The sequence below is a fragment of the Allobosea sp. BK604 genome, from assembly GCF_004341515.1.
Classification (GTDB): domain Bacteria; phylum Pseudomonadota; class Alphaproteobacteria; order Rhizobiales; family Beijerinckiaceae; genus Allobosea.
In genome coordinates this window covers 148,042-166,359 of the sequence record NZ_SLZF01000013.1, presented here as the reverse complement: position 1 = coordinate 166,359, position 18,318 = coordinate 148,042, and the positions used below count along the sequence as shown (strand labels likewise).

Sequence of the window (18,318 nt, the reverse complement as noted above, 5' to 3'; positions counted from 1 at the left end):
ACAGGATATTATGCGGCGACAGGCGGCGACCGGCATGATCGCGACGCTCGGACTGGCGGCAGCGGCGCTCTTCGACGCGAGCCCGGCGAGCGCGCAGGCTTCGGGCTGCGAGCAGATGCAGAAACTGCTGCAGGAGCGCCAGAGCATCGTCGCCGGCCTCAACGCGTCCCAGAAAACAAAGCAGAAGCTGACGCCGCAGGCGGCCTGCAGCACGCTCGGGCGCCTCGTCAACAATGGCAGCGCAGCATTGAAATTCGCCACCGCCAACCAGGATTGGTGCCAGATCCCGCCGGCCTTCATCGACAACATGAAGGCCGACAACGAAAAGGCTTCGACCATCCGCAATCGCGCCTGCAACGCCGTCAAGCAGCAGGCGGATATGATGCGAAAGGCGCAGCAGGCGCAGCGGCAGCAGAGCAACAGCCCGTTCGGCGGTTCCGATTCCGTCACCGGCGGCCCGATGCGGGTACCGCAGGGCGCGCTCTGATCCTGCCATGGCTGCGTCGGCGCCGGACCAGGTCGATGCGCCGCTGCCGGACGCACTGACGGGGCATTGGGTCGACACGCGCGCGCCGAGCGCCGTGCGCCCCTATCTCAAGCTCGCTCGGATCGAGCGGCCGATCGGCTGGTGGCTCCTGCTGCTGCCATGCTGGTGGGCGGCGGGACTCGCCGCCATCGCGGCGGGCAAGCCTTTTCCCGATCCCTGGCATTGCCTGCTCTTCTTCGTCGGCGCGATCGTGATGCGCGCGGCCGGCTCGACTTTCAACGACATCGTCGACCGCAAGCTCGACGCCCAGGTGGCGCGCACGCGCGGGCGGCCCCTGCCCTCCGGCCAGGTCACCACCAGGCAGGCAGCGGCATTCATGATCGCGCTCTCGCTGGTCGGCCTGCTGGTGCTGCTGCAGTTCAACCGCTTCACCATCATGCTCGGCATCGCCTCGCTGGGGATCGTGGCGATCTACCCGTACATGAAGCGCATCACCAACATGCCGCAATTCGTGCTCGGGCTCGCCTTTTCCTGGGGCGGGCTGATCGGCTGGAGCGCGGCCTTCGGCCGGCTCGATCCGCCGGCCTATCTGATCTACGCGGCGGCGATCGTCTGGACGATCGGCTACGACACGATCTACGCGATGCAGGATATCGAGGACGACGTCATCGCCGGCATCAAGTCGAGCGCGCGCTATTTCGGCAGCTGGACGCGCGAGGCCGTGGCGCTCTGCTTCGCGCTGGCCGCCGTGCTGGCGGGGCTGGCGACCTGGAGCGCCGGCGGCGGGCTCATCGCCTGGATCGGGCTCGCGGCCTTCGCCGCCCATCTCGGCTGGCAGGTCTCGCGGCTCAACGGCGCGCCGCCGCAACTCGCGCTGCGGCTGTTCCGCTCCAACCGCAATGCCGGCCTGCTGCTGGCGGCCGGCTTCGCGCTGGATGCGCTGGTCCGCGCCGGCTTCTAGATCATCGGACCGGATATCGGATCCGCCCCGATGATCTAGCTCCTTATTTCCGCATCGGCTTTCTCCGAAAACCGCAAGCCACTTTTCGGGCCGATGCCTTAGGGCTTCACCGGTCGGTCAGGCGCTCGCCGACGACGACCACGGGACGGTCGCTGATGCGGCCGGTCTTGCGGCGCGCCAGGAAGCGCGGGCGGCGGCCGCGGAGAAATCCGTAGCGGCGGCGAATCCGCACCGGGCCGAGGGCGAGCCGGCCGAGTTGGGGATAGGGCTCGGTGATCGAGCCGTCGGCGGCCTCGAGCACCAGAGGCAGACCGCTGGTGCGGCCGCAATCGCGCCAAAGCGCAATCGCATCATCCTGGTCGACGCTCGCGACGGTGACCGAGCGGCCGTCGCCGGCCGTCAACGCCAGCTCGAAACGCTCATCCTCGCCGGTCGGATTGGCAAGGCGCAGCGCGACGCCACGCCAGCCCGGATTGCCACGCAGGATCCGGACCGAGGCAATGCGCTCGATCCGCGGCGCATCGGGCTGCGCCGGCATGGGGTTGCGGGGTGCGGTGGTCGGTTTAGTCGGGCAGCCGGAGAGAGACGGCACAAAGCCGCCCTCTCCGGCAGCCGGCGTGACGCTGGCCATCGGTTTCTACGCCTCTCATGTCCCTGTGGCACGGAGCCCTCTGTATGGTCCGGGGTTCTCGTGCTTACTGACGCGAAGCTGGCGCCCCAGGCCTATCCGAGCGCTTAAGAGCTTCGGTTAAAGGAATGTGTTCCGGGGTTTTTGCGGGGTTCCATGGCTTCATTCCTGCATGATGCTTGACGGAATCTTTCGCCGCAGCGGCGCTTTTTCGGCTTGAAACCGCGCCAGTTCGGCTTGATACGGAGGGCATCATGACCGCGCCACCGCTGCCTATCGCGCCGGATCTGCTGTCGGCGATCCGCGAAAGCTGCCTCGAGGCCGGCGAGTTGGCGCTCGCCCTATTCCGGCCGGGAGCCAAGACCGCGGCGCGGATCTGGTCGAAGACCGGCGGCTCGCCGGTGACGGAAGCCGACATCGCCGTGGACACCTTCCTGCGCATCAAGCTCTCGGCCCTGTTGCCCGAAGCCGCCTGGCTCTCGGAGGAGACCGTCGACGATGAGCTGAGGCTTTCGCGCCGCTTCGTCTGGGTCGTCGATCCGATCGACGGCACGCGCGCCTTCATGTCCGGCTCGCCGGACTGGGCGGTCTGTGTCGCGCTGCTCGACGAGGGCAAGCCGATCGCGGGCGTCGTGCACGCGCCGGCCTGCAGCGCGACCTATACGGCGCTGAGCGGTCGCGGCGCCCAGCGCAACGGCGCCGAGATCCTGGCGACGAAGCTGACCGGCCTGGGCGGGGCGCGCATCGCCGGCCCCAAGCCGATGCTGGACGCGCTGGCGCGGCTCGAGGCGTTCGAGCCAGTCGACAAGATTCCATCCCTGGCGCTCAGGCTCGCCCGCATCGCCGACGGCACCATCGATGCCGGGCTGGTCTCGGCCGATGCGCGCGACTGGGACATCGCCGCCGCCGATCTCGTGCTGCAGGAAGCGGGCGGCCGGCTCAGCACGGGCGAGGGCCAGCCCGTGATCTACAACCGCGAGACGCCGGTGCACGGCATGCTCGTCGCCAGCGGCGCGGGGCTCTCCGCGCCATTGCTGTCGGCCTTGCGGGGCATGCGCGAGAGCCAGCCGCAGCGTATCTGAACAATCGGCACGGGCCAGCCATGGCAAAATGCGCAGCGGCACTCGCGCCGCCCGCGCGGATGGCTTATCTGGTGCCGCGAAGACCCCACCCCAGCCTGGAGAGATCGATGGACACCGAACCGAAGCAGCTTCTCCACCTCGTCTTCGGCGGCGAGCTGAGCTCGCTCGACGGCGTGACCTTCAAGGATCTCTCCAAGGTCGATATCGTCGGCGTCTTCCCGAACTATGCCAGCGCCCATACCGCCTGGAAGGCCAAGGCGCAGGCCACGGTCGATCAGGCCCAGACGCGCTATTTCATCGTCCATCTGCACCGCCTGCTCGACCCCGAGACGAGCCAGGCCTGAACCCTCGATCTCAAGCAGCGGTCCGGAACAGGAGTTCATGGGCTTTCCCATTCTGAAGACGCGCGTCGCGCAGGAAACGCTCGGCTGGCTGCTCGCCGCCTACCTCCGACTGGTGAAGCGCACCAACCGGATCGTGGTCGAGCCGGCCGATATCTATGAGCGCGTGCGTCCCGGCCTGCCGCTGATCATCGCGATGTGGCACGGCCAGCACATCATGATCCCGTTCTCGCGGCCGGACTGGATGCCAGCCTGTTCGCTGGTCTCGCGTCATGGCGATGGCGGCTTCAACGCGGTCGCGCTGCGCCATCTCGGCATCGGCGCGATCCGCGGCTCCGGCGCGCTCGGCCGGAAGGTGCGCGAGAAGGGCGGAGCCAGCGCCTTCCTCGCCATGGTCAAGCGGCTCGCCGCTGGCGACTCGATGGTGCTGACCGCCGATATCCCCAAGCGTGCCCGCATCGCCGGGGTGGGCATCATCCAGCTCGCGCGCGCCTCCGGCCGGCCGATCCATCCGATCGCGGTGGTGACCAGCCGGCGCATCAATTTCAACTCCTGGGACCGCGCCTCGATCGGCCTGCCCTTCGGGCGCTGCGCGATCGTGGTCGGCGACGCGATCACTGTCGCGCGCGATGCGGACGAGGCGACGGTCGAGGCGGCCCGCCTCGCGCTCGAGGCGGGGCTCGATGCTGTCCATGCCCGCGCCTATGAGCTGGTCGGCGGGGCTGACCCGGGTGCCGGCTTGAGGGAAAAGCAGCTGAAGGCGCTCGCTGCGCCGGGCACGGCCGCATGATCGGCAAGGGCCCCATCCTCGCGAGCTATCGCCTGCTCAGCGCCCTGCTCGAACCGGCGGCGGCGGGGCTCCTTGTCTGGCGACGCCGGCGCGGCAAGGAAGACCCCACCCGCTTCGCGGAGCGTCGCGGCTATCCCGGCGTCGTCCGGCCCGATCAGACGCTGGTCTGGCTGCATGGCGCCAGCGTCGGCGAGACGGTGACGCTGCTGCCGCTGATCGAACGGCTGCAGCGGCGCGGGCTCGCGGTACTGGTCACCTCCGGCACGGTCACCTCGGCCAAGCTCCTGGCCGCGCGGCTGCCGGCCGGCGTGATCCACCAGTATCTGCCGCTCGACGTTCCCCGCTACATGCGCCGCTTCCTCGACTATTGGCAGCCGGCGCTCGGGCTGATCTGCGAATCCGAGATCTGGCCGAACCTTGTCATCGAGGCGCGCAAGCGTGAGATCCCGCTGGTGCTGGTCAATGCCCGCATGTCGGAGCGCTCGTTCAAGCGCTGGTACAAGCTGCCGCAGACCTCGCGCTACCTGCTCTCCAGCTTCGAGTCCTGCCTGGCGCAATCCCAGGGCGACGGCGAGCGGCTGGCGCAGCTCGGCGCCCCGCGCGTCAGCATCGCCGGCAACCTGAAATTCGACGTGCCGGCGCCGCCCGCCGATGCCGACACGCTCGCCATCCTGGACGGGCTGACCACCGGCCGGCCGGTCTGGGTCGCCGCCAGCACGCATCCGGGCGAGGACGAGCAGGTGATCTCGGCCCATCTCGGCCTCAAGCCGCATCTGCCGAAGCTGCTCACCATCATCGCGCCACGCCACCCGCAGCGCGGCGCGGAGATCGAGGACCTTGCCCGTGCCAATGGCGTCGCGGTGGCACGGCGCGCGGCCGGCGGGCTGCCCGAGCGCGATGTCGATCTCTATATCGTCGATACGATGAACGAGCTCGGCCTGCTCTACCGTCTCTCGCAAGTGGCCTTTCTCGGGGGCTCGCTCGTGCCGATGATCGGCGGCCATAATCCGATCGAGCCGGCCAAGCTCGGCTGCGCCCTGCTGCACGGCCCCGATGTCCACAACAATGCCGAGATCTTCGCCGCCTTCGATCGTGGCGGCGGCGCGCACAAGGTCTCGGACGCGCAGGCGCTGGCGGAAGCGGTGCATCGCTGGCTGAGCGACCCGGCCGCGGCCAGGCAGGCGGCGCGCGCCGCAGGCCAGACCGCCCACCAGCTCGGCGGCGCGCTGAACCGCACCGTGCAGGCGATCGAGCCGCTGCTGATGCGGGTCGCGCTCGGGCAGCGCGAGACTACGGACTGATGCGCGCGCCCGGCTTCTGGTGGCAGAACCGGCCGAGCCTGCTCGCCCGGCTGCTCCAGCCGCTCGGCCTCGTCTATGGCGCGATCACGCTGGCGCGCATGCGCGGCGCGGGCGTCGACGCCGGCATCCCGGTGATCTGCGTCGGCAACTTCATCGCCGGCGGGGCGGGCAAGACACCAACGGCCATGGCGCTGGTGAAACTCGCCGCGACGCGCGGCGAGCGGCCTTTCGTGCTGATGCGCGGCTATCGCGGCCGCCTTGCCGGGCCGGTCGAAGTCGACCCGCGCCATCATGATGCGGCCGGCGTCGGCGACGAGGCGCTGCTGATGGCCAGGGTCGTCCGCACCGTGGTGGCGCGCGACCGGGTCGCCGGCGCAGCCTTCGCCAAGGGCCTCGGTGCCAGCCTGATCATCATGGATGACGGGCTGCAGAACCCGTCGCTCGCCAAGCAGCTCAGGCTTGCCGTCGTCGACGGAGCGAGTGGCATCGGCAATGGGCTGTGCCTGCCCGCCGGCCCCTTGCGCGCGCCGCTCGACGGCCAGCTTGGGGAGACCGACGCGCTGATCGTGATCGGCGCCGGCGAAGCGGGAGATGGCGTCGTGGAGACGGCCAAAGCCGCGGGCAAGCCGATCCTGAGGGCGCGGCTGCTGCTCCCGGCCGAGACGAGCGCCGCACTGCGCGGCCGGAATGTGCTGGCCTTGTCCGGGATCGGCCGGCCTGAGAAATTCGCCGCGACCCTGCGTGAGGCCGGCGCCGAGATCGTGGCCGAGCGCAGCTATGGTGATCACCACGCCTATACGGCCGACGATGTCGCGGCGATCCTGGCCGAGGCGCGCGAGCGGGACTGCCTCGTCGCGACGACCGAAAAGGACATGGTGAAGCTCGAGGCGCTCTGGCCGGCAGCCGAACGGCAGCGCCTGCTCAGCGTGCCGATCACCCTGACCTTCGACGCGCCGGAGCGCATCGGCAGCCTTCTCGACGACGCGGGAGCCCGCCGTTCAGGCGCGGCCGGCGCGGCGCAGCCTTAGCTGCACGGCCTCGGGCGAGGCATAGGCCTCCTGCCATTCCACCGACCAGTAGCGCAGATCCTCGAGCCGGATCACCGCGCCGGTCACGGCGCAACGGACGAAGGCGCCGGGCCGCACGACGCGGAACTCGCCATGGCCATAGTCGATGGCGGCCTCGGGCCCCGGCACGGGCGGACGTTCGCTGATGTTCATTCTGGCTTCAGATGACCGTTATTCGCGCTATATATCAATCCGTTTCTCACTTGGCGCCAGAGCGTGATATGGCCAAGAGCCGGTACCTACTTTGGGCATCATGCTCCAGCGGAAGGGATTTCCCGGATAGTCCCTTGCTGTGATAGCGTTCCTTACGATGATGTCCAGTCTTCTCCGTCTGCCGGCGGCCCTCGTCAGCCTCGCTCTCCTCACCGTGGCTGCCTCGGCCGGCGGCTATGAGCGTGTGCACATTCCAACCGACGAAGGGCAACTCGACGGCGTGCTCTATCGTCCCATCGGCGTCGGACCGTTTCCCGCGGTCGTGGCGCTGCATGGCTGCGGCGGGCTGTGGCGCGAGAACGGCAAATTGTCGCTGCGCCATTCGGATTGGGGCGAACGGCTGGCCGAGGCCGGCATCATGGTGCTGATGCCGGACAGCTACGGCTCGCGCAAGCTCGGCTCGCAATGCGGCGTCAAGGAATTGACCGTGCGCGCGGGGCGCGAGCGTGTCGCCGATGCGATGGCGGCCAAGCGCTGGCTGCAGATGCGCACGGATATACGCAGGGATGCGATCGCGCTGCTCGGCTGGTCCGGCGGCGGCTCGACCATCCTGACCGCGGTCAGGACCGACCGGCGCCCCGCCGACGCGCTGCCGGATTTCACGCGCGCCATCGCCTTCTATCCGGGCTGCCGGACGCAATCGGAATCCGACAGTTTCAGGGCGCGGCTGCCGTTGCTGATCCTGATGGGCGACGCCGATGACTGGACCCCGCCCGCGCCTTGCGACTTCCTCGCCAGGGCGGCGCGGTCACGCGGGGAGAATGTCGAGCTCGTGCTCTATCCCGGCGCGCTGCATGATTTCGACCATCCGCGCCTCGATGTGAGGGAGCGCACCGACGTGGCCTATTCCGCGACCGGCACCGGCAAGGCCACCGTCGGCACCAACCCGGCCGCGCGCGACGACGCGATCCTGCGGGTGAAGAGCTTCCTGCTCAAGCCGCGATAACCTGCCCCAGCGCATTTTCGAGCGAAGCGGGCACCGGTTGGCGTGAGGAAAATGCGATTTTCTAGAACAGATCGCCCTGCCCTGCCGATGGCGTGTCGCGGCGGGCCGGGCGGGCTGGCTTTGCCGGCGCCTCGCTACCGCCCGCGACCAGGACACCGAATGTGCCGTCGCTGACCCGGACGCTGAGCGCCGTCCCTGGCTGCGCCTGCGCGGCATTGCGGATGACGGCCCCCGCCTCGTCGCGGACCAGCGCATAGCCACGTGCAAGCACGGCATCGGGACCGAGCGAGCGCGCCAAAGTCCAGGAGGATTCGAGCCGGTCGCGGCGGCGCGCCAGGCCCTGGGCGAAGGCGCGCTGAACCCGGTCGGCCAGCGTTCCGACCCGCTCCCGGGCTCGTTCGAGCCGCTCCCGGGCGGTCTTGATCGTATTCGCCTTCGCCACCGCGAGGGCCCGCCCATGCGCCTTGAGGGTCGCGGCGTAAGTCGCCAGCCGGACGGATGGGGATTGCCGGCCGAGCCGCTGCGCGAGGAGTGCGAGTTGCTGCTCGTGGACGCGGGCATTGCGGGCGAGTGCCGGAGCGAGCCGCGCCGCCGCCAGATCGAGCCGCTGCCGCGGACCGGACAGGACCGCCTCCGGCCCCGGCAGGGCGCGGGCGAGCGCACGCAGATCGCTGCGGCGGCGATCGGACAGGCGGCGCATCGCCCCGGCCTGGCGGCGCGACAGGTCGGCGAGCTGCAGCATCAGGTCGGCACGCACCGGCACGACCTTCTCGGCAGCGCCGGTCGGAGTCGGGCAGCGCAGGTCGGCAGCATGGTCGATCAGCGTGATATCGGTCTCGTGGCCGACGGCCGAGACGAGGGGAATCAACGAGGCCGCGGCGGCGCGCACCACGATCTCCTCGTTGAAGCTCATCAGGTCTTCGAGCGAACCGCCGCCGCGCGCGACGATGATCACATCGGGCCTGGGGATGCGTCCGCCTTCCGGCAGGGCATTGAAGCCGGCAATGGCATTGGCGACCTCGGCCGCGCTGGTCTCGCCCTGGACGCGCACCGGCCAGACCAGGACATGGCGCGGGAAGCGATCCTCCAGCCGATGCAGGATGTCGCGGATGACGGCGCCCGTCGGCGAGGTGACGACGCCGATGACGCGCGGCAGAAAGGGGATGAGCTGCTTGCGGCCCTCGTCGAACAGGCCCTCGGCCGCGAGCTTCTTGCGCCGCTCCTCCAGAAGCGCCATCAGCGCGCCGACGCCGGCCGGCTCGAGGGAATCGATGACGATCTGGTAGCTCGACTTGCCGGCGAAGGTGGTGATCTTGCCGGTGGCAATGACCTCCAGCCCTTCCTGCGGCCTTGTCTTCAGCCGGCCGAAGACGCCCTTCCAGATCACCGCATCGATCTTGGCGTTCTGGTCCTTCAACGAGAAATAGACATGGCCGGATGAGACTGGGCCGCGATAGCCCGAAATCTCGCCGCGCACGCGCACGAAGCCGAACGCGTCCTCCAGCGTACGCTTGAGGGCGCCGGAGAGGTCGGAGACCGACCATTCTGGCACATTGGACGACTTGGCTTCAGGCGATTCGATATCCATCGCGCGAGTCTACCCTCCACAGCCGCCGAGCAGAAGCGTTGCCCTGCCCTGCGCCGGGGGCTATTGCGCCAGTGACCAGCGGAGACGGCGCAATGAAGATTCTTCTGATCGGTTCGGGCGGACGCGAGCATGCGCTGGCCTGGGCGATATCGGGCTCGCCGCTCTGCGACCAGTTGTTCATCGCGCCCGGCAATCCCGGCACGGCCCAATGCGGCGAGAATGTCGTGCTCGACATCGCCGATCATGCGGCCGTCATCGCCTTCTGCAAGCTGCACGGCATCGATCTCGTCGTGGTCGGGCCGGAAGGGCCGCTCGTCGCCGGCATCACTGATGATGTCATCGCGGCCGGCTTCAAAGCCTTCGGGCCGTCGAAAGCCGCGGCCCAGCTCGAAGGCTCGAAGGCCTTCACCAAGGAGCTCTGCGCTGAGTTCGACATCCCGACCGCCGGCTTCGGGCGCTTCGACAATGCCGAGGCCGCCAAGGCCTATGTCGCCAGCCAGGGCGCGCCGATCGTGATCAAGGCCGACGGGCTCGCGGCCGGCAAGGGCGTGGTGATGGCTGAAACGCTGGAGGAAGCGAACGCGGCCATCGAGATGATGTTCTCGGGCGGACTCGGCGCCGCCGGCGCCGAGGTCGTGATCGAGGAATGGATGATCGGCGAGGAAGCCAGCTTCTTCGCGCTTTGCGACGGCAGGCATGCTTTGCCGCTGGCCTCGGCCCAGGACCATAAGCGCGTCGGCGACGGCGATACCGGCCCGAATACCGGTGGCATGGGCGCCTATTCGCCGGCTCCGGTGATGACGCCGGACATGGAGCGGCGCGTCATGACGGAGATCGTCGAGCCGACGCTCGCCGGCATGGCCAAGCGCGGCACGCCGTTCAAGGGCGTGCTCTTCGCCGGGCTGATGATCACGGCCCAGGGCCCGAAACTGATCGAGTACAATGTCCGCTTCGGCGACCCTGAATGCGAAGTGCTGATGCCGCGGTTGAAGAGCGACATCGTGCCGGCCTTCCTCGCCGCCTGCGACGGGGTGCTCGACGCTTTCGACCTGCGCTGGTCGGACGAGGCGGCACTCACGGTCGTGCTGGCCGCGAAAGGCTATCCGGGCACGCCCGAGAAGGGCAGCGTGATCCGCGGCGTCGACAAGGCCGAGGCGCTGGAGCACGTGCTCGTCTTCCATGCCGGCACGAAGCAGGGCGCGAGCGAACTCACCGCCAATGGCGGGCGCGTGCTGAACGTGGTCGGGCTGGGCAGGACCGTCAGCGAGGCGCAGAAGCGCGCCTATCAGGGTGTCGACCTGATCGACTGGCCGGAGGGTTTCTGCCGCCGCGATATCGGCTGGCAGGCGGTCAAGCGCGAGCAAGGCTGACAAGGTCGGCGCGGCATTATATATATCGAAGGGCGATTGATATATACGCGAGGGATGCCATGGCCATCCTGATCAAGGATTCCGAGACCGACCGGATCGTCCGCGAACTCGCGGCACGGACCGGCCGGACAATTACGGACGCGGTCCGAACGGCGGTTGAGCGGGAACTTGCCGACCTGCCCCCTCGCAAAGGGCGCATCGACATGGCGAATGTTGAAAAGCTGCTCGCCGAAATCGATGCCATGCCAAAAATCAAAGGCCATCTCAGCAACGACGAGATCATCGGCTATGACGAGAATGGTGTCCCCTCGTAATGGTCTCGCCAATCGTTGTGGACAGCTCGGCGATCATCGCAATCCTGCTCAAGGAGCCGGAGCGCGCCATGTTCATCGCAACCCTGGATGAAAGTGCCGATGCCTGCTGCGCAACGGTTACGTTCGTCGAAGCTTTCATGGTGGCAATGACCCGCGTGCCGGGCTTCGCGTTCGAACATTATGTCGCACTCGTCGATGGTTTCGGTATTCGCCGTGTTGCGGTTGACGAAGAACTGAGTGTGATCTCGGCCCAGGCTTTCCTCCGTTTCGGCAAGGGCCGCCACCCTGCCAAGCTCAATCTCGGCGACTGCTTCTCCTACGCCCTCGCCAAATCCCTGAACGCCCCGCTGCTCTTCAAGGGCGACGATTTCAGCCAAACTGATATCGTGCCGGCGATCGCAGCAGGAGCGGCCGGGCCATGAGCAATCTCGACAGCCTTTTCCCCGACTTCACGGCGCATTGGATCGACGGACCCGTCGGCAAGATTTTCGCCCGTAGCGGCGGCGATGGGCCGCCGCTGGTGCTGATCCACGGCTTTCCGCAAACCCATGTGCAGTGGCACCGGATCGCGCCCGAGCTGGCGAAGAGCCATCGCGTCGTCTGCCTCGACCTACGCGGCTATGGCTGGTCCTCGGCGCCGCGTGGCGATGGCGGCACAGCGCTCTACACGAAACGCGCCATGGGCGAGGACGTCGTGGCGGTGATGCAGTCGCTCGGCCATGCCCGTTTCGCCGTCATCGGCCATGATCGCGGGGCGCGCGTCGCCTATCGGCTCGCGCTCGACCATCCCGGCCGGGTCGAGCGGCTGGCCGTGCTCGACATCGTGCCGACGCTCTCGATGTGGGAGGGCATGAACGCGGCGCGCGCCATGCAGGTCTATCACTGGACCTTCCTGGCCCAGCCCGAGCCGGTGCCGGAAAACCTGGTCAAGGCCGATCCGGTCGGCTGGCTCGACCATACGATCGCGAGCTGGACCCGGGCCAAGAAGCTCGACGCCTTCCACCCGCTGGCTCTGAAGGCCTATGAGGAATCCTTCAGCGATCCGGCCCGCATCCACGCCGCCTGCGAGGATTATCGCGCCGGCGCGACGACCGATCTGACCCATGACGAGATCGACCGCGTCGCCGGCAAGACCATTCTCTGCCCGGTCCTGGCGCTCTGGGGCGAGGGCGGGATTCCGGCCAAGGGGGCGAGCCCGCTCGATATCTGGCGCGACACGTTCGCGCCGCAGGCCGAGGGCCTCGCCATCGCCAGCGGACATTTTCTCGCCGAGGAGAACCCGCAGGCGACGCTGGCCGGGCTCAAGCCCTTCCTCGCCGGGGCGGTTTGAGGACGCAAGGCAGCAGAGCCATGCCCGGTTCGAGCCAGCCTGCCATGCGCCCACCCGCCACGCGCCCACCCGCTACGCCGGAGCTCGCCCTCGTGCTCGGCGCCGGCGGGGCGCGCGGCCTCAGCCATATCCTGGTGCTGGAAGCGCTCGACGAGCTCGGAATCAGGCCAGCGCTGATCGCCGGCTGCTCGATCGGCGCGATCATCGGCGCGGCCTATGCGGCGGGTGTCTGCGGCCGCGACCTGCACGCGCATGTCGAGACGATCTTCCGCGACCGCGCCAAGGCCGTCGCGCGCCTGCTCGATGCCCGCGTCGGCAAGCTCGCCGACTTGGTGCGCGGGCTCGGCAATCCCGTCCTGATCGACGGCGAGCGCCTGCTCGACCTGTTCTGGCCCGAGGCGGTGCCGGATCGGTTCGAGGAATTGGCGATCCCGTTCACGGCGGTGGCGACGGATTATCACCAGCATGGCGAGGTCCGGTTGACGAATGGCCCGCTGACACCGGCCGTTGCCGCCTCGCTGGCGATTCCGGGGCTGGTGCGGCCGGTGACCGTCGAAGGCCGGGTGCTGATCGATGGCGGGGCGATCAACCCCCTGCCCTATGACCGCATGCCGGCGCCAGGCCGCATCGTCCTGGCTGTCGATGCCAGCGCCCCGGCCACGGAAAGCGAGACCCGCGTGCCGAGCCCGCTCGAAGCGATGGTCGGCGGCTCGCAGATCCTGATGCGGTCGGTGGTTCAGCGCATGATCGAGCGCCACCCGCCGGATATCCTGATCAGGGCAGGGGCCGAGGGCTTCGGCGGGCTCGATTTCTTCCGCGCCAAGGCCATCCTCACCGCTGCCAAGCCGGTCAAGGACGATGTCAAGCGAAGGCTGTCGCAGGCGCTCGAGCGGCGGGGATAGCGGCGTCCGGCTCGTCGCAGCGGAAGCCCGGCAAATGGCTCGCCAGGGCCTCGCGCCCGGCCTCGGTCAGGCTCACGGCGCGACTGTCCTTCTTGCGCAGGACCCAGCCGGCCTCGAAGCAGCGGCAGGCCAGCGCGGCGGCAAGGGAACCCGCCAGATGCGGGCGCCGCTCGCTCCAGTCCAGGCATGGCCGCAAGGCCGCACGCCGGCTTTTCGAGGCGGCTTCAGCGGGATCGACGCCGAGCTCCGCGAAGACCGCGACGCCCGAACGGGTCAAGCCATAGCCGCCATCGGCGACGGAGAGATGCCCGCCGGACAGCAGCGCGTCATGGATGCCGATGCCCAGCCGGCCGGCGAAATGGTCGTAGCAGGTCCGGGCCTGGCTCAGTTCCGCGCCGACGCGCGAGGGCAGCTTTCGGCTGGTCGGCTGGGAGCCCGCGAGCACCATCAGCCCTTCGAGCGCGGCCGCGACCTCGGCCCCGCCCAGCCGGTAATAGCGATGGCGCCCCTGCACGGCGACCGCGAGCAGCCCGCCCTGCATCAGCCGGGCGAGATGGCCGCTCGCCGTCTGCGGCGCGACGCCGGCGATATAAGCAAGCTCCTTGGCCGTCAGCGCCCGTCCATCCATCAGGGCGTGCAGCATGTTGGCGCGCGCGGGATCGCCCATGAGATGGGCGATCTCGGCAAGATAGGGGCCGTGGCCGGTCATGAGCGCTGTCTCCTGTCCCCGTCCATCATGGCGCAGCGCAGCGCCCGAGCAAGCATCGACGCTACGGCCGTGACCGTAGTATCCGCTCGCGACAGGAACCGCCAGCACTGCGACAAGACGCCATCGCAAGCAACGGACAGGGCCATGGATCAGACGACGCTCATCCTCTTCATCGCCGCGACTTTCGTGCTAGCCGGCTTCGTCAAGGGCGTGATCGGGCTCGGCCTGCCGACCATCGCGGTCGGCATTCTCGGCGTGGTCATGGCGCCGGCCCAGGCCGCGGCGCTGCTGGTCGTGCCAAACCTGATCACCAATGGCTGGCAGATCGCGACCGGCCCCGGGCTGAAGGCGATCGCGCTCCGCCTCTGGCCGATGCTCGCCGGGATCTGTGTCGGGACCTGGGCCGGGGCCGGCCTGCTGCAGCAGGAGAAGGGCGGCTCGGCCACGTTCTGGCTCGGCATCGCGCTGGTTCTTTATGCGGCGGTCGGGCTGAAGGCCGCCAAGCTGCGGGTGCCTGATGCCGCTGAGCGCTGGCTTGGGCCGATCATCGGGGTCACCACCGGGATCGCCACGGCTGCCACCGGCGTCTTCGTCCTGCCGGCCGTGCCCTATCTGCAGGCGCTCGGGCTCGACAAGGACGAGCTGGTGCAGGCGCTCGGCCTCTCCTTCATCGTCTCGACCCTGGCCTTGTCCTTCGGCCTCGTCGGCGCCGGGGCACTCGATGCCAGCGTGGCGCAGTCCTCGCTGCTGGCGCTGATTCCGGCGCTGGCCGGCATGGCCGCAGGCCAGCTCATCCGCAACCGGATCTCGGCCGCGACCTTCAAGCTCTGCTTCTTCGCCGGGCTGCTGGCGCTGGGCTGCTACCTGGTGGCGCGGACGGTCGCCTAGAGCATTTTCGAGCGAAGTGGACGCCGGTTCGCGTGAAGAAAATGCGTCAAAACAAATAGATAGAGAATTTCGCGTTTCGGAGAAACGCGGAAATGCTCTAGGCGTCGGGGCGAGAGCTCCGTCAGCGGCGCCCGAGCCGGGCATAGGCGACCCGGCGCGAGCGCTTGTGCCCGTACCAGGAGATCTCGCGGTCACCGACATCGACGTGAACGAGACCGTTGGAATAGGAGCCGACACCGCCGGTGCTTTGAAGGGATTTGGCGACGGCAACAGCCTTGCGCGACGAGGTGGCGAGCGGCCGGAAGTCGATGGCGTTACCGCGGTAATGCTGGGAGCGACGGGCGTGGCGGCCGCCGCAGGTCGAAGTGATCTGGATCGGGCCGATCTTGGCGACGAGTTCCTTGATCATGGCAACGGCTTCCGGCTTGAGGCAGCCGAGCCCTTTCACCTGAGGCTGGAATGAAACCTGCTGCAACGGGACGTTGGCGAATGAGAGCGCGGGGCAGCAGACAGCGAGAAGCGCAGCCAGTGCAAATGGACGCATAATTGACCTGAACATATCTGGGGGAATGAAAGGCTCAAGCCACCATCTCTTGGTCTGGCCGAGCAGTGCAGCGGCCACCTACGAGAAGCAGAAGGCGAAAACGTGGCAGCCCCGTCGAGCAATTCGACGCGTCAATCCGGGCCTATCCTTCTTACCTCGCGATACCCCTAAAGATATAGCCTTTCAGGTCACATCATACTTCCGGATTACCTCACATTGATAGTTATTACATCAGATCGCGCGTGCAAAACTGATTGATTAAAATTTTAGCGCCGCTCCCTAAAGAAATCGCGCAACAACGTCGACGCCTCGCCCTCGCTCAGGCCGCCATAGACCTCGGGCGCATGGTGGCAGGTCGGGCTGCCATAGAGCCTGACACCGTTCTCGACAGCCCCGCCCTTGGGATCGGAGGCGCCGAAATAGAGTCTCCGGATGCGGGCGAAGGAAATCGCGGCCGCGCACATCGGGCAGGGCTCGAGCGAGACATAGAGATCGCAGCCGATCAGCCGCTCGCTGCCGATCTCCTCGCAGGCGAGCCGCAGCGCCAGCATCTCGGCATGGGCGGTCGGATCCTTGCGCTCCAGGGTGCGGTTGCCGGCGCTGGCGAGGATCGCACCACCGCGCATCACCACCGCCCCGACCGGCACCTCGCCGCGTGCACCGGCGGCCCGCGCCTCGGCAAGCGCGATCATCATTCCATCGGAAGCGCGATCTGGCTTGGATTGCAACGTGCCGTCCCTGCTTTGGCGCTCGCGACGTGGGAACCGCTCTGCTACAAGCGCCGGCTATGCAGGAGCGATGATGAGCGACGACAACAACCAGAAAAGCCGTGGTCCACGCAAGGGCGGCGGCGCCGGCGGCAAAGGCGGCGGATTTCGCGGCGGCGACGGCAAGGGCCGTGGCCCGGCCGGCGGCCGGTCGTCAGGCGGCGAGCGCAAGCCGTTCCGCGGCCGCTCAGAGGATGATCGTCCGCGCCGCAGCTCGGCGGATGGGGCCGAGCGGCCCGCCCGTCGCTTCGACAAGCCCACGGGACAGCGCGATGGTGCGCCGCGCCCGCCGCGTGAAGGCGGCGAGCGCCCCTTCCGCGCCAGGGCCGAAGGCGAACGCGCGACGTTCCGCGCCCGTTCGGGCGAAGATCGTCCACGCCGCGCTTCAACCGAGGGCGGCGAGCGCCCGGCTCGCCGCTTCGACAAGCCTGCAGATCAGCGCGAGGGTGCGCCTCGCAGCAGGAATTTCGGGGACCGCGATGGCGGCAAGCGCTTCGACAAGCCGAAATTCGACAGGCCGGCCCGCTCGCGCACTGGAGACGACCGCCCTCGCCGCCCGCGCCGTGACGAGGCCGAGCTTCAGGCCGCTCCGCGGATCCTCCCATCAGAGAAGGCTCCTGAGCGCATCGCCAAGGTGATGGCGCGCGCCGGCGTCGCCTCGCGCCGCGAGAGCGAGGCGATGATCGAGGAAGGCCGCGTCAGCGTGAACGGCGCGGTGATCGAGAGCCCGGCTCTCGATGTCGGCCCCAACGACATCATCCTGGTCGATGGCGAGCCCTTGCCCGAGCGCGAGCGCACCCGGATGTGGCTCTACCACAAGCCGCGCGGGCTGGTGACGACCAACCACGATCCCGAGGGCCGCCCGACCGTGTTCGAGGCGCTGCCGGAGGACTTGCCGCGCGTGCTGACGATCGGCCGGCTCGACATCAACACCGAAGGCCTGCTGCTCCTGACCAATGATGGCGGGCTGGCGCGGGTGCTGGAGCTGCCCGAGACCGGCTGGCTCAGGCGCTACCGCGTGCGCGCCTTCGGCAGCGTCACACAGGACAGGCTCGACACGCTCTCCAATGGCGTCACCATCGAGGGCGTCGCCTATGGTCCGGTGATCGCCCGTTTCGAGCGCGAGCAGGGCTCGAATACCTGGCTCACCGTCGATCTGCGCGAGGGCAAGAACCGCGAGGTCAAGACGGTGCTCGAGCATCTCGGCCTCGCCGTGAACCGGCTGATCCGGGTCTCGTTCGGCCCATTCCAGCTCGGCGATCTCGATGAGGGCGAGGTCGACGAGATCCGCTCGCGGGTGCTGCGCGACCAGCTCGGCGAAGAGCTGATGGCCAAGGCCGGCACCGATTTCGAGGCGCCCCGCCGTGACGAGGTTCCGGCGCCGCACCGCCGCGCGCCAAGCGGCGACGACCGGCCGCGCCGACGCGACGGAGCCCGGCCGGGGCATGGCGAGGACAGCGCGCGCACGCCGTCGCGCGACGAGCGGCGCAGCGAGAAGCCGTGGAAGCGCACCGTCTGGCGCGATGCCGAGGCCGAGCCGCAGCGCGAGCGCAAGGCGCCGCCACGGCGCGGCGCCGACCCCAAGCTCGAGCGTCAGACGCGCGAGGAAGGCGGCGAGGTCAGGCGCAAGCGCGACACGCCGATCGCCGATCCGAAGGGACGGCGCGTCCTGGTCGAGCGGGTCAGCGCTCCCGCGCGCGAAGAAGCGCCGGGGCGCAAGCCACGCGCCGAGCGCAGCGGCCCGGTCCAGCGTGTCAAACGGTCGGAGCGCGGTGCCGCCGAGCACGGCCTTGGTGACCGGCCGGCCCGGCGTCCGCGCGAGGAGACGGCCGGACGGGACCGCGGCGACGAACGTCCCTGGCAGGAGCGCGCGCCGCGCGGCGAACGGCCGGCGCGGACACCCCGCGAAGGTGCCGAGCGGCCCCGCGGCCGCAGCTTCGGCGATCGGCCGCCCGGCCGCAGCGCAGGCGGCAAGCCGGCTGGCGGCCGTCCCTTCGGCGGCAAACCGGGCGGCGGCAAATCGGGCGGTGGCAAGCCGGGTGGACGTGGCCCGCGGCCCGGCGGCGGCAAGCGTGACTGAGGCTTGAGGC

Annotated in this window: 21 protein-coding genes; 15 read left to right on the top strand and 6 right to left on the bottom strand. The window is 68.9% G+C overall.

What is annotated here, in order from left to right:
* Positions 1-10: 10 nt before the first annotated feature.
* Both EV560_RS31735 and ubiA read left to right on the top strand, forming a co-directional pair.
* Positions 11-487, top strand: a complete 477-nt coding sequence (locus EV560_RS31735) for a hypothetical protein (protein ID WP_131859851.1) — start codon at positions 11-13, stop codon at positions 485-487.
* A gap of 7 nt (positions 488-494) precedes the next feature.
* Entirely contained in the window at positions 495-1,448 is a 954-nt protein-coding gene (gene ubiA, locus EV560_RS31730; protein WP_131859850.1) for a 4-hydroxybenzoate octaprenyltransferase, read from the top strand.
* 106 nt (positions 1,449-1,554) lie between these two features.
* Here ubiA and EV560_RS31725 read toward each other — a convergent pair whose 3' ends face one another.
* On the bottom strand, positions 1,555-2,079 hold the full coding sequence (locus EV560_RS31725; RefSeq protein WP_131859849.1) for a DUF6101 family protein: 525 nt from the start codon (positions 2,077-2,079) through the stop codon (positions 1,555-1,557).
* Positions 2,080-2,330: 251 nt separating this feature from the next.
* Between EV560_RS31725 and EV560_RS31720 the strand changes: the two genes are divergently transcribed.
* From EV560_RS31720 to lpxK, 5 genes are all read left to right on the top strand, one after another.
* A complete protein-coding gene (locus EV560_RS31720) occupies positions 2,331-3,158 on the top strand; it encodes a 3'(2'),5'-bisphosphate nucleotidase CysQ (protein WP_131859848.1) in 828 nt (275 codons plus the stop codon).
* A 107-nt stretch (positions 3,159-3,265) separates the two neighbouring features.
* Entirely contained in the window at positions 3,266-3,502 is a 237-nt protein-coding gene (locus EV560_RS31715; protein ID WP_131859847.1) for a DUF4170 domain-containing protein, read from the top strand.
* A gap of 37 nt (positions 3,503-3,539) precedes the next feature.
* Positions 3,540-4,289, top strand: coding sequence for a lysophospholipid acyltransferase family protein (locus EV560_RS31710; protein WP_131859846.1), 750 nt, complete (start codon positions 3,540-3,542; stop codon positions 4,287-4,289).
* On the top strand, positions 4,286-5,590 hold the full coding sequence (locus tag EV560_RS31705; RefSeq protein ID WP_131859845.1) for a 3-deoxy-D-manno-octulosonic acid transferase: 1,305 nt from the start codon (positions 4,286-4,288) through the stop codon (positions 5,588-5,590). The genes EV560_RS31710 and EV560_RS31705 overlap by 4 nt, the downstream gene beginning before the upstream one ends.
* Entirely contained in the window at positions 5,590-6,618 is a 1,029-nt protein-coding gene (gene lpxK / locus EV560_RS31700; protein ID WP_131859844.1) for a tetraacyldisaccharide 4'-kinase, read from the top strand. The genes EV560_RS31705 and lpxK overlap by 1 nt, the downstream gene beginning before the upstream one ends.
* Here lpxK and EV560_RS31695 read toward each other — a convergent pair.
* Positions 6,589-6,810: a DUF2093 domain-containing protein gene (locus EV560_RS31695; protein WP_131859843.1), complete on the bottom strand. Its 222-nt coding sequence runs from the start codon at positions 6,808-6,810 to the stop codon at positions 6,589-6,591. The genes lpxK and EV560_RS31695 overlap by 30 nt on opposite strands.
* 160 nt (positions 6,811-6,970) lie before the next feature.
* On the opposite strand from EV560_RS31695, the gene EV560_RS31690 reads away from it, so the two are divergent.
* Positions 6,971-7,816 carry a dienelactone hydrolase family protein gene (locus tag EV560_RS31690; RefSeq protein ID WP_248312304.1) on the top strand — a complete coding sequence of 282 codons (846 nt, stop codon included), beginning with the start codon at positions 6,971-6,973 and terminating at the stop codon, positions 7,814-7,816.
* Positions 7,817-7,877: 61 nt separating this feature from the next.
* On the opposite strand, the gene xseA is transcribed toward EV560_RS31690, so the two are convergent.
* A complete protein-coding gene (gene xseA / locus EV560_RS31685; protein ID WP_131859841.1) occupies positions 7,878-9,404 on the bottom strand; it encodes an exodeoxyribonuclease VII large subunit in 1,527 nt (508 codons plus the stop codon).
* A gap of 92 nt (positions 9,405-9,496) precedes the next feature.
* On the opposite strand from xseA, the gene purD reads away from it, so the two are divergent.
* Genes purD through EV560_RS31660 form a run of 5 tightly spaced genes read left to right on the top strand, consistent with a single transcriptional unit; the run spans position 9,497 to position 13,320 of the window.
* Positions 9,497-10,774 carry a phosphoribosylamine--glycine ligase gene (gene purD, locus EV560_RS31680; RefSeq protein ID WP_131859840.1) on the top strand — a complete coding sequence of 426 codons (1,278 nt, stop codon included), beginning with the start codon at positions 9,497-9,499 and terminating at the stop codon, positions 10,772-10,774.
* Positions 10,775-10,833: 59 nt separating this feature from the next.
* On the top strand, positions 10,834-11,088 hold the full coding sequence (locus tag EV560_RS31675) for a type II toxin-antitoxin system VapB family antitoxin (RefSeq protein ID WP_131859839.1): 255 nt from the start codon (positions 10,834-10,836) through the stop codon (positions 11,086-11,088).
* Positions 11,088-11,510: a type II toxin-antitoxin system VapC family toxin gene (locus tag EV560_RS31670; RefSeq protein WP_131859838.1), complete on the top strand. Its 423-nt coding sequence runs from the start codon at positions 11,088-11,090 to the stop codon at positions 11,508-11,510. Before EV560_RS31675 ends, EV560_RS31670 begins: the two co-directional genes overlap by 1 nt.
* A complete protein-coding gene (locus tag EV560_RS31665) occupies positions 11,507-12,418 on the top strand; it encodes an alpha/beta fold hydrolase (protein WP_131859837.1) in 912 nt (303 codons plus the stop codon). The genes EV560_RS31670 and EV560_RS31665 overlap by 4 nt, the downstream gene beginning before the upstream one ends.
* Before the next feature lie 44 nt (positions 12,419-12,462).
* Positions 12,463-13,320, top strand: coding sequence for a patatin-like phospholipase family protein (locus EV560_RS31660; RefSeq protein ID WP_131859836.1), 858 nt, complete (start codon positions 12,463-12,465; stop codon positions 13,318-13,320).
* Here the strand turns inward: EV560_RS31660 and EV560_RS31655 are convergent.
* Positions 13,280-14,029 carry an ArsR/SmtB family transcription factor gene (locus EV560_RS31655; protein WP_131859835.1) on the bottom strand — a complete coding sequence of 250 codons (750 nt, stop codon included), beginning with the start codon at positions 14,027-14,029 and terminating at the stop codon, positions 13,280-13,282. The genes EV560_RS31660 and EV560_RS31655 overlap by 41 nt on opposite strands.
* Before the next feature lie 144 nt (positions 14,030-14,173).
* On the opposite strand from EV560_RS31655, the gene EV560_RS31650 reads away from it, so the two are divergent.
* Positions 14,174-14,917, top strand: a complete 744-nt coding sequence (locus EV560_RS31650; RefSeq protein WP_131859834.1) for a sulfite exporter TauE/SafE family protein — start codon at positions 14,174-14,176, stop codon at positions 14,915-14,917.
* A 121-nt stretch (positions 14,918-15,038) separates the two neighbouring features.
* On the opposite strand, the gene EV560_RS35930 is transcribed toward EV560_RS31650, so the two are convergent.
* Positions 15,039-15,326, bottom strand: coding sequence for a peptidoglycan L,D-endopeptidase MepK (locus EV560_RS35930; RefSeq protein ID WP_165923729.1), 288 nt, complete (start codon positions 15,324-15,326; stop codon positions 15,039-15,041).
* A gap of 401 nt (positions 15,327-15,727) precedes the next feature.
* Entirely contained in the window at positions 15,728-16,156 is a 429-nt protein-coding gene (locus EV560_RS31640; protein WP_131859832.1) for a nucleoside deaminase, read from the bottom strand.
* Between the two features lie 106 nt (positions 16,157-16,262).
* On the opposite strand from EV560_RS31640, the gene EV560_RS31635 reads away from it, so the two are divergent.
* Positions 16,263-18,308, top strand: a complete 2,046-nt coding sequence (locus tag EV560_RS31635) for a pseudouridine synthase (RefSeq protein ID WP_131859831.1) — start codon at positions 16,263-16,265, stop codon at positions 18,306-18,308.
* Positions 18,309-18,318: the final 10 nt, after the last annotated feature.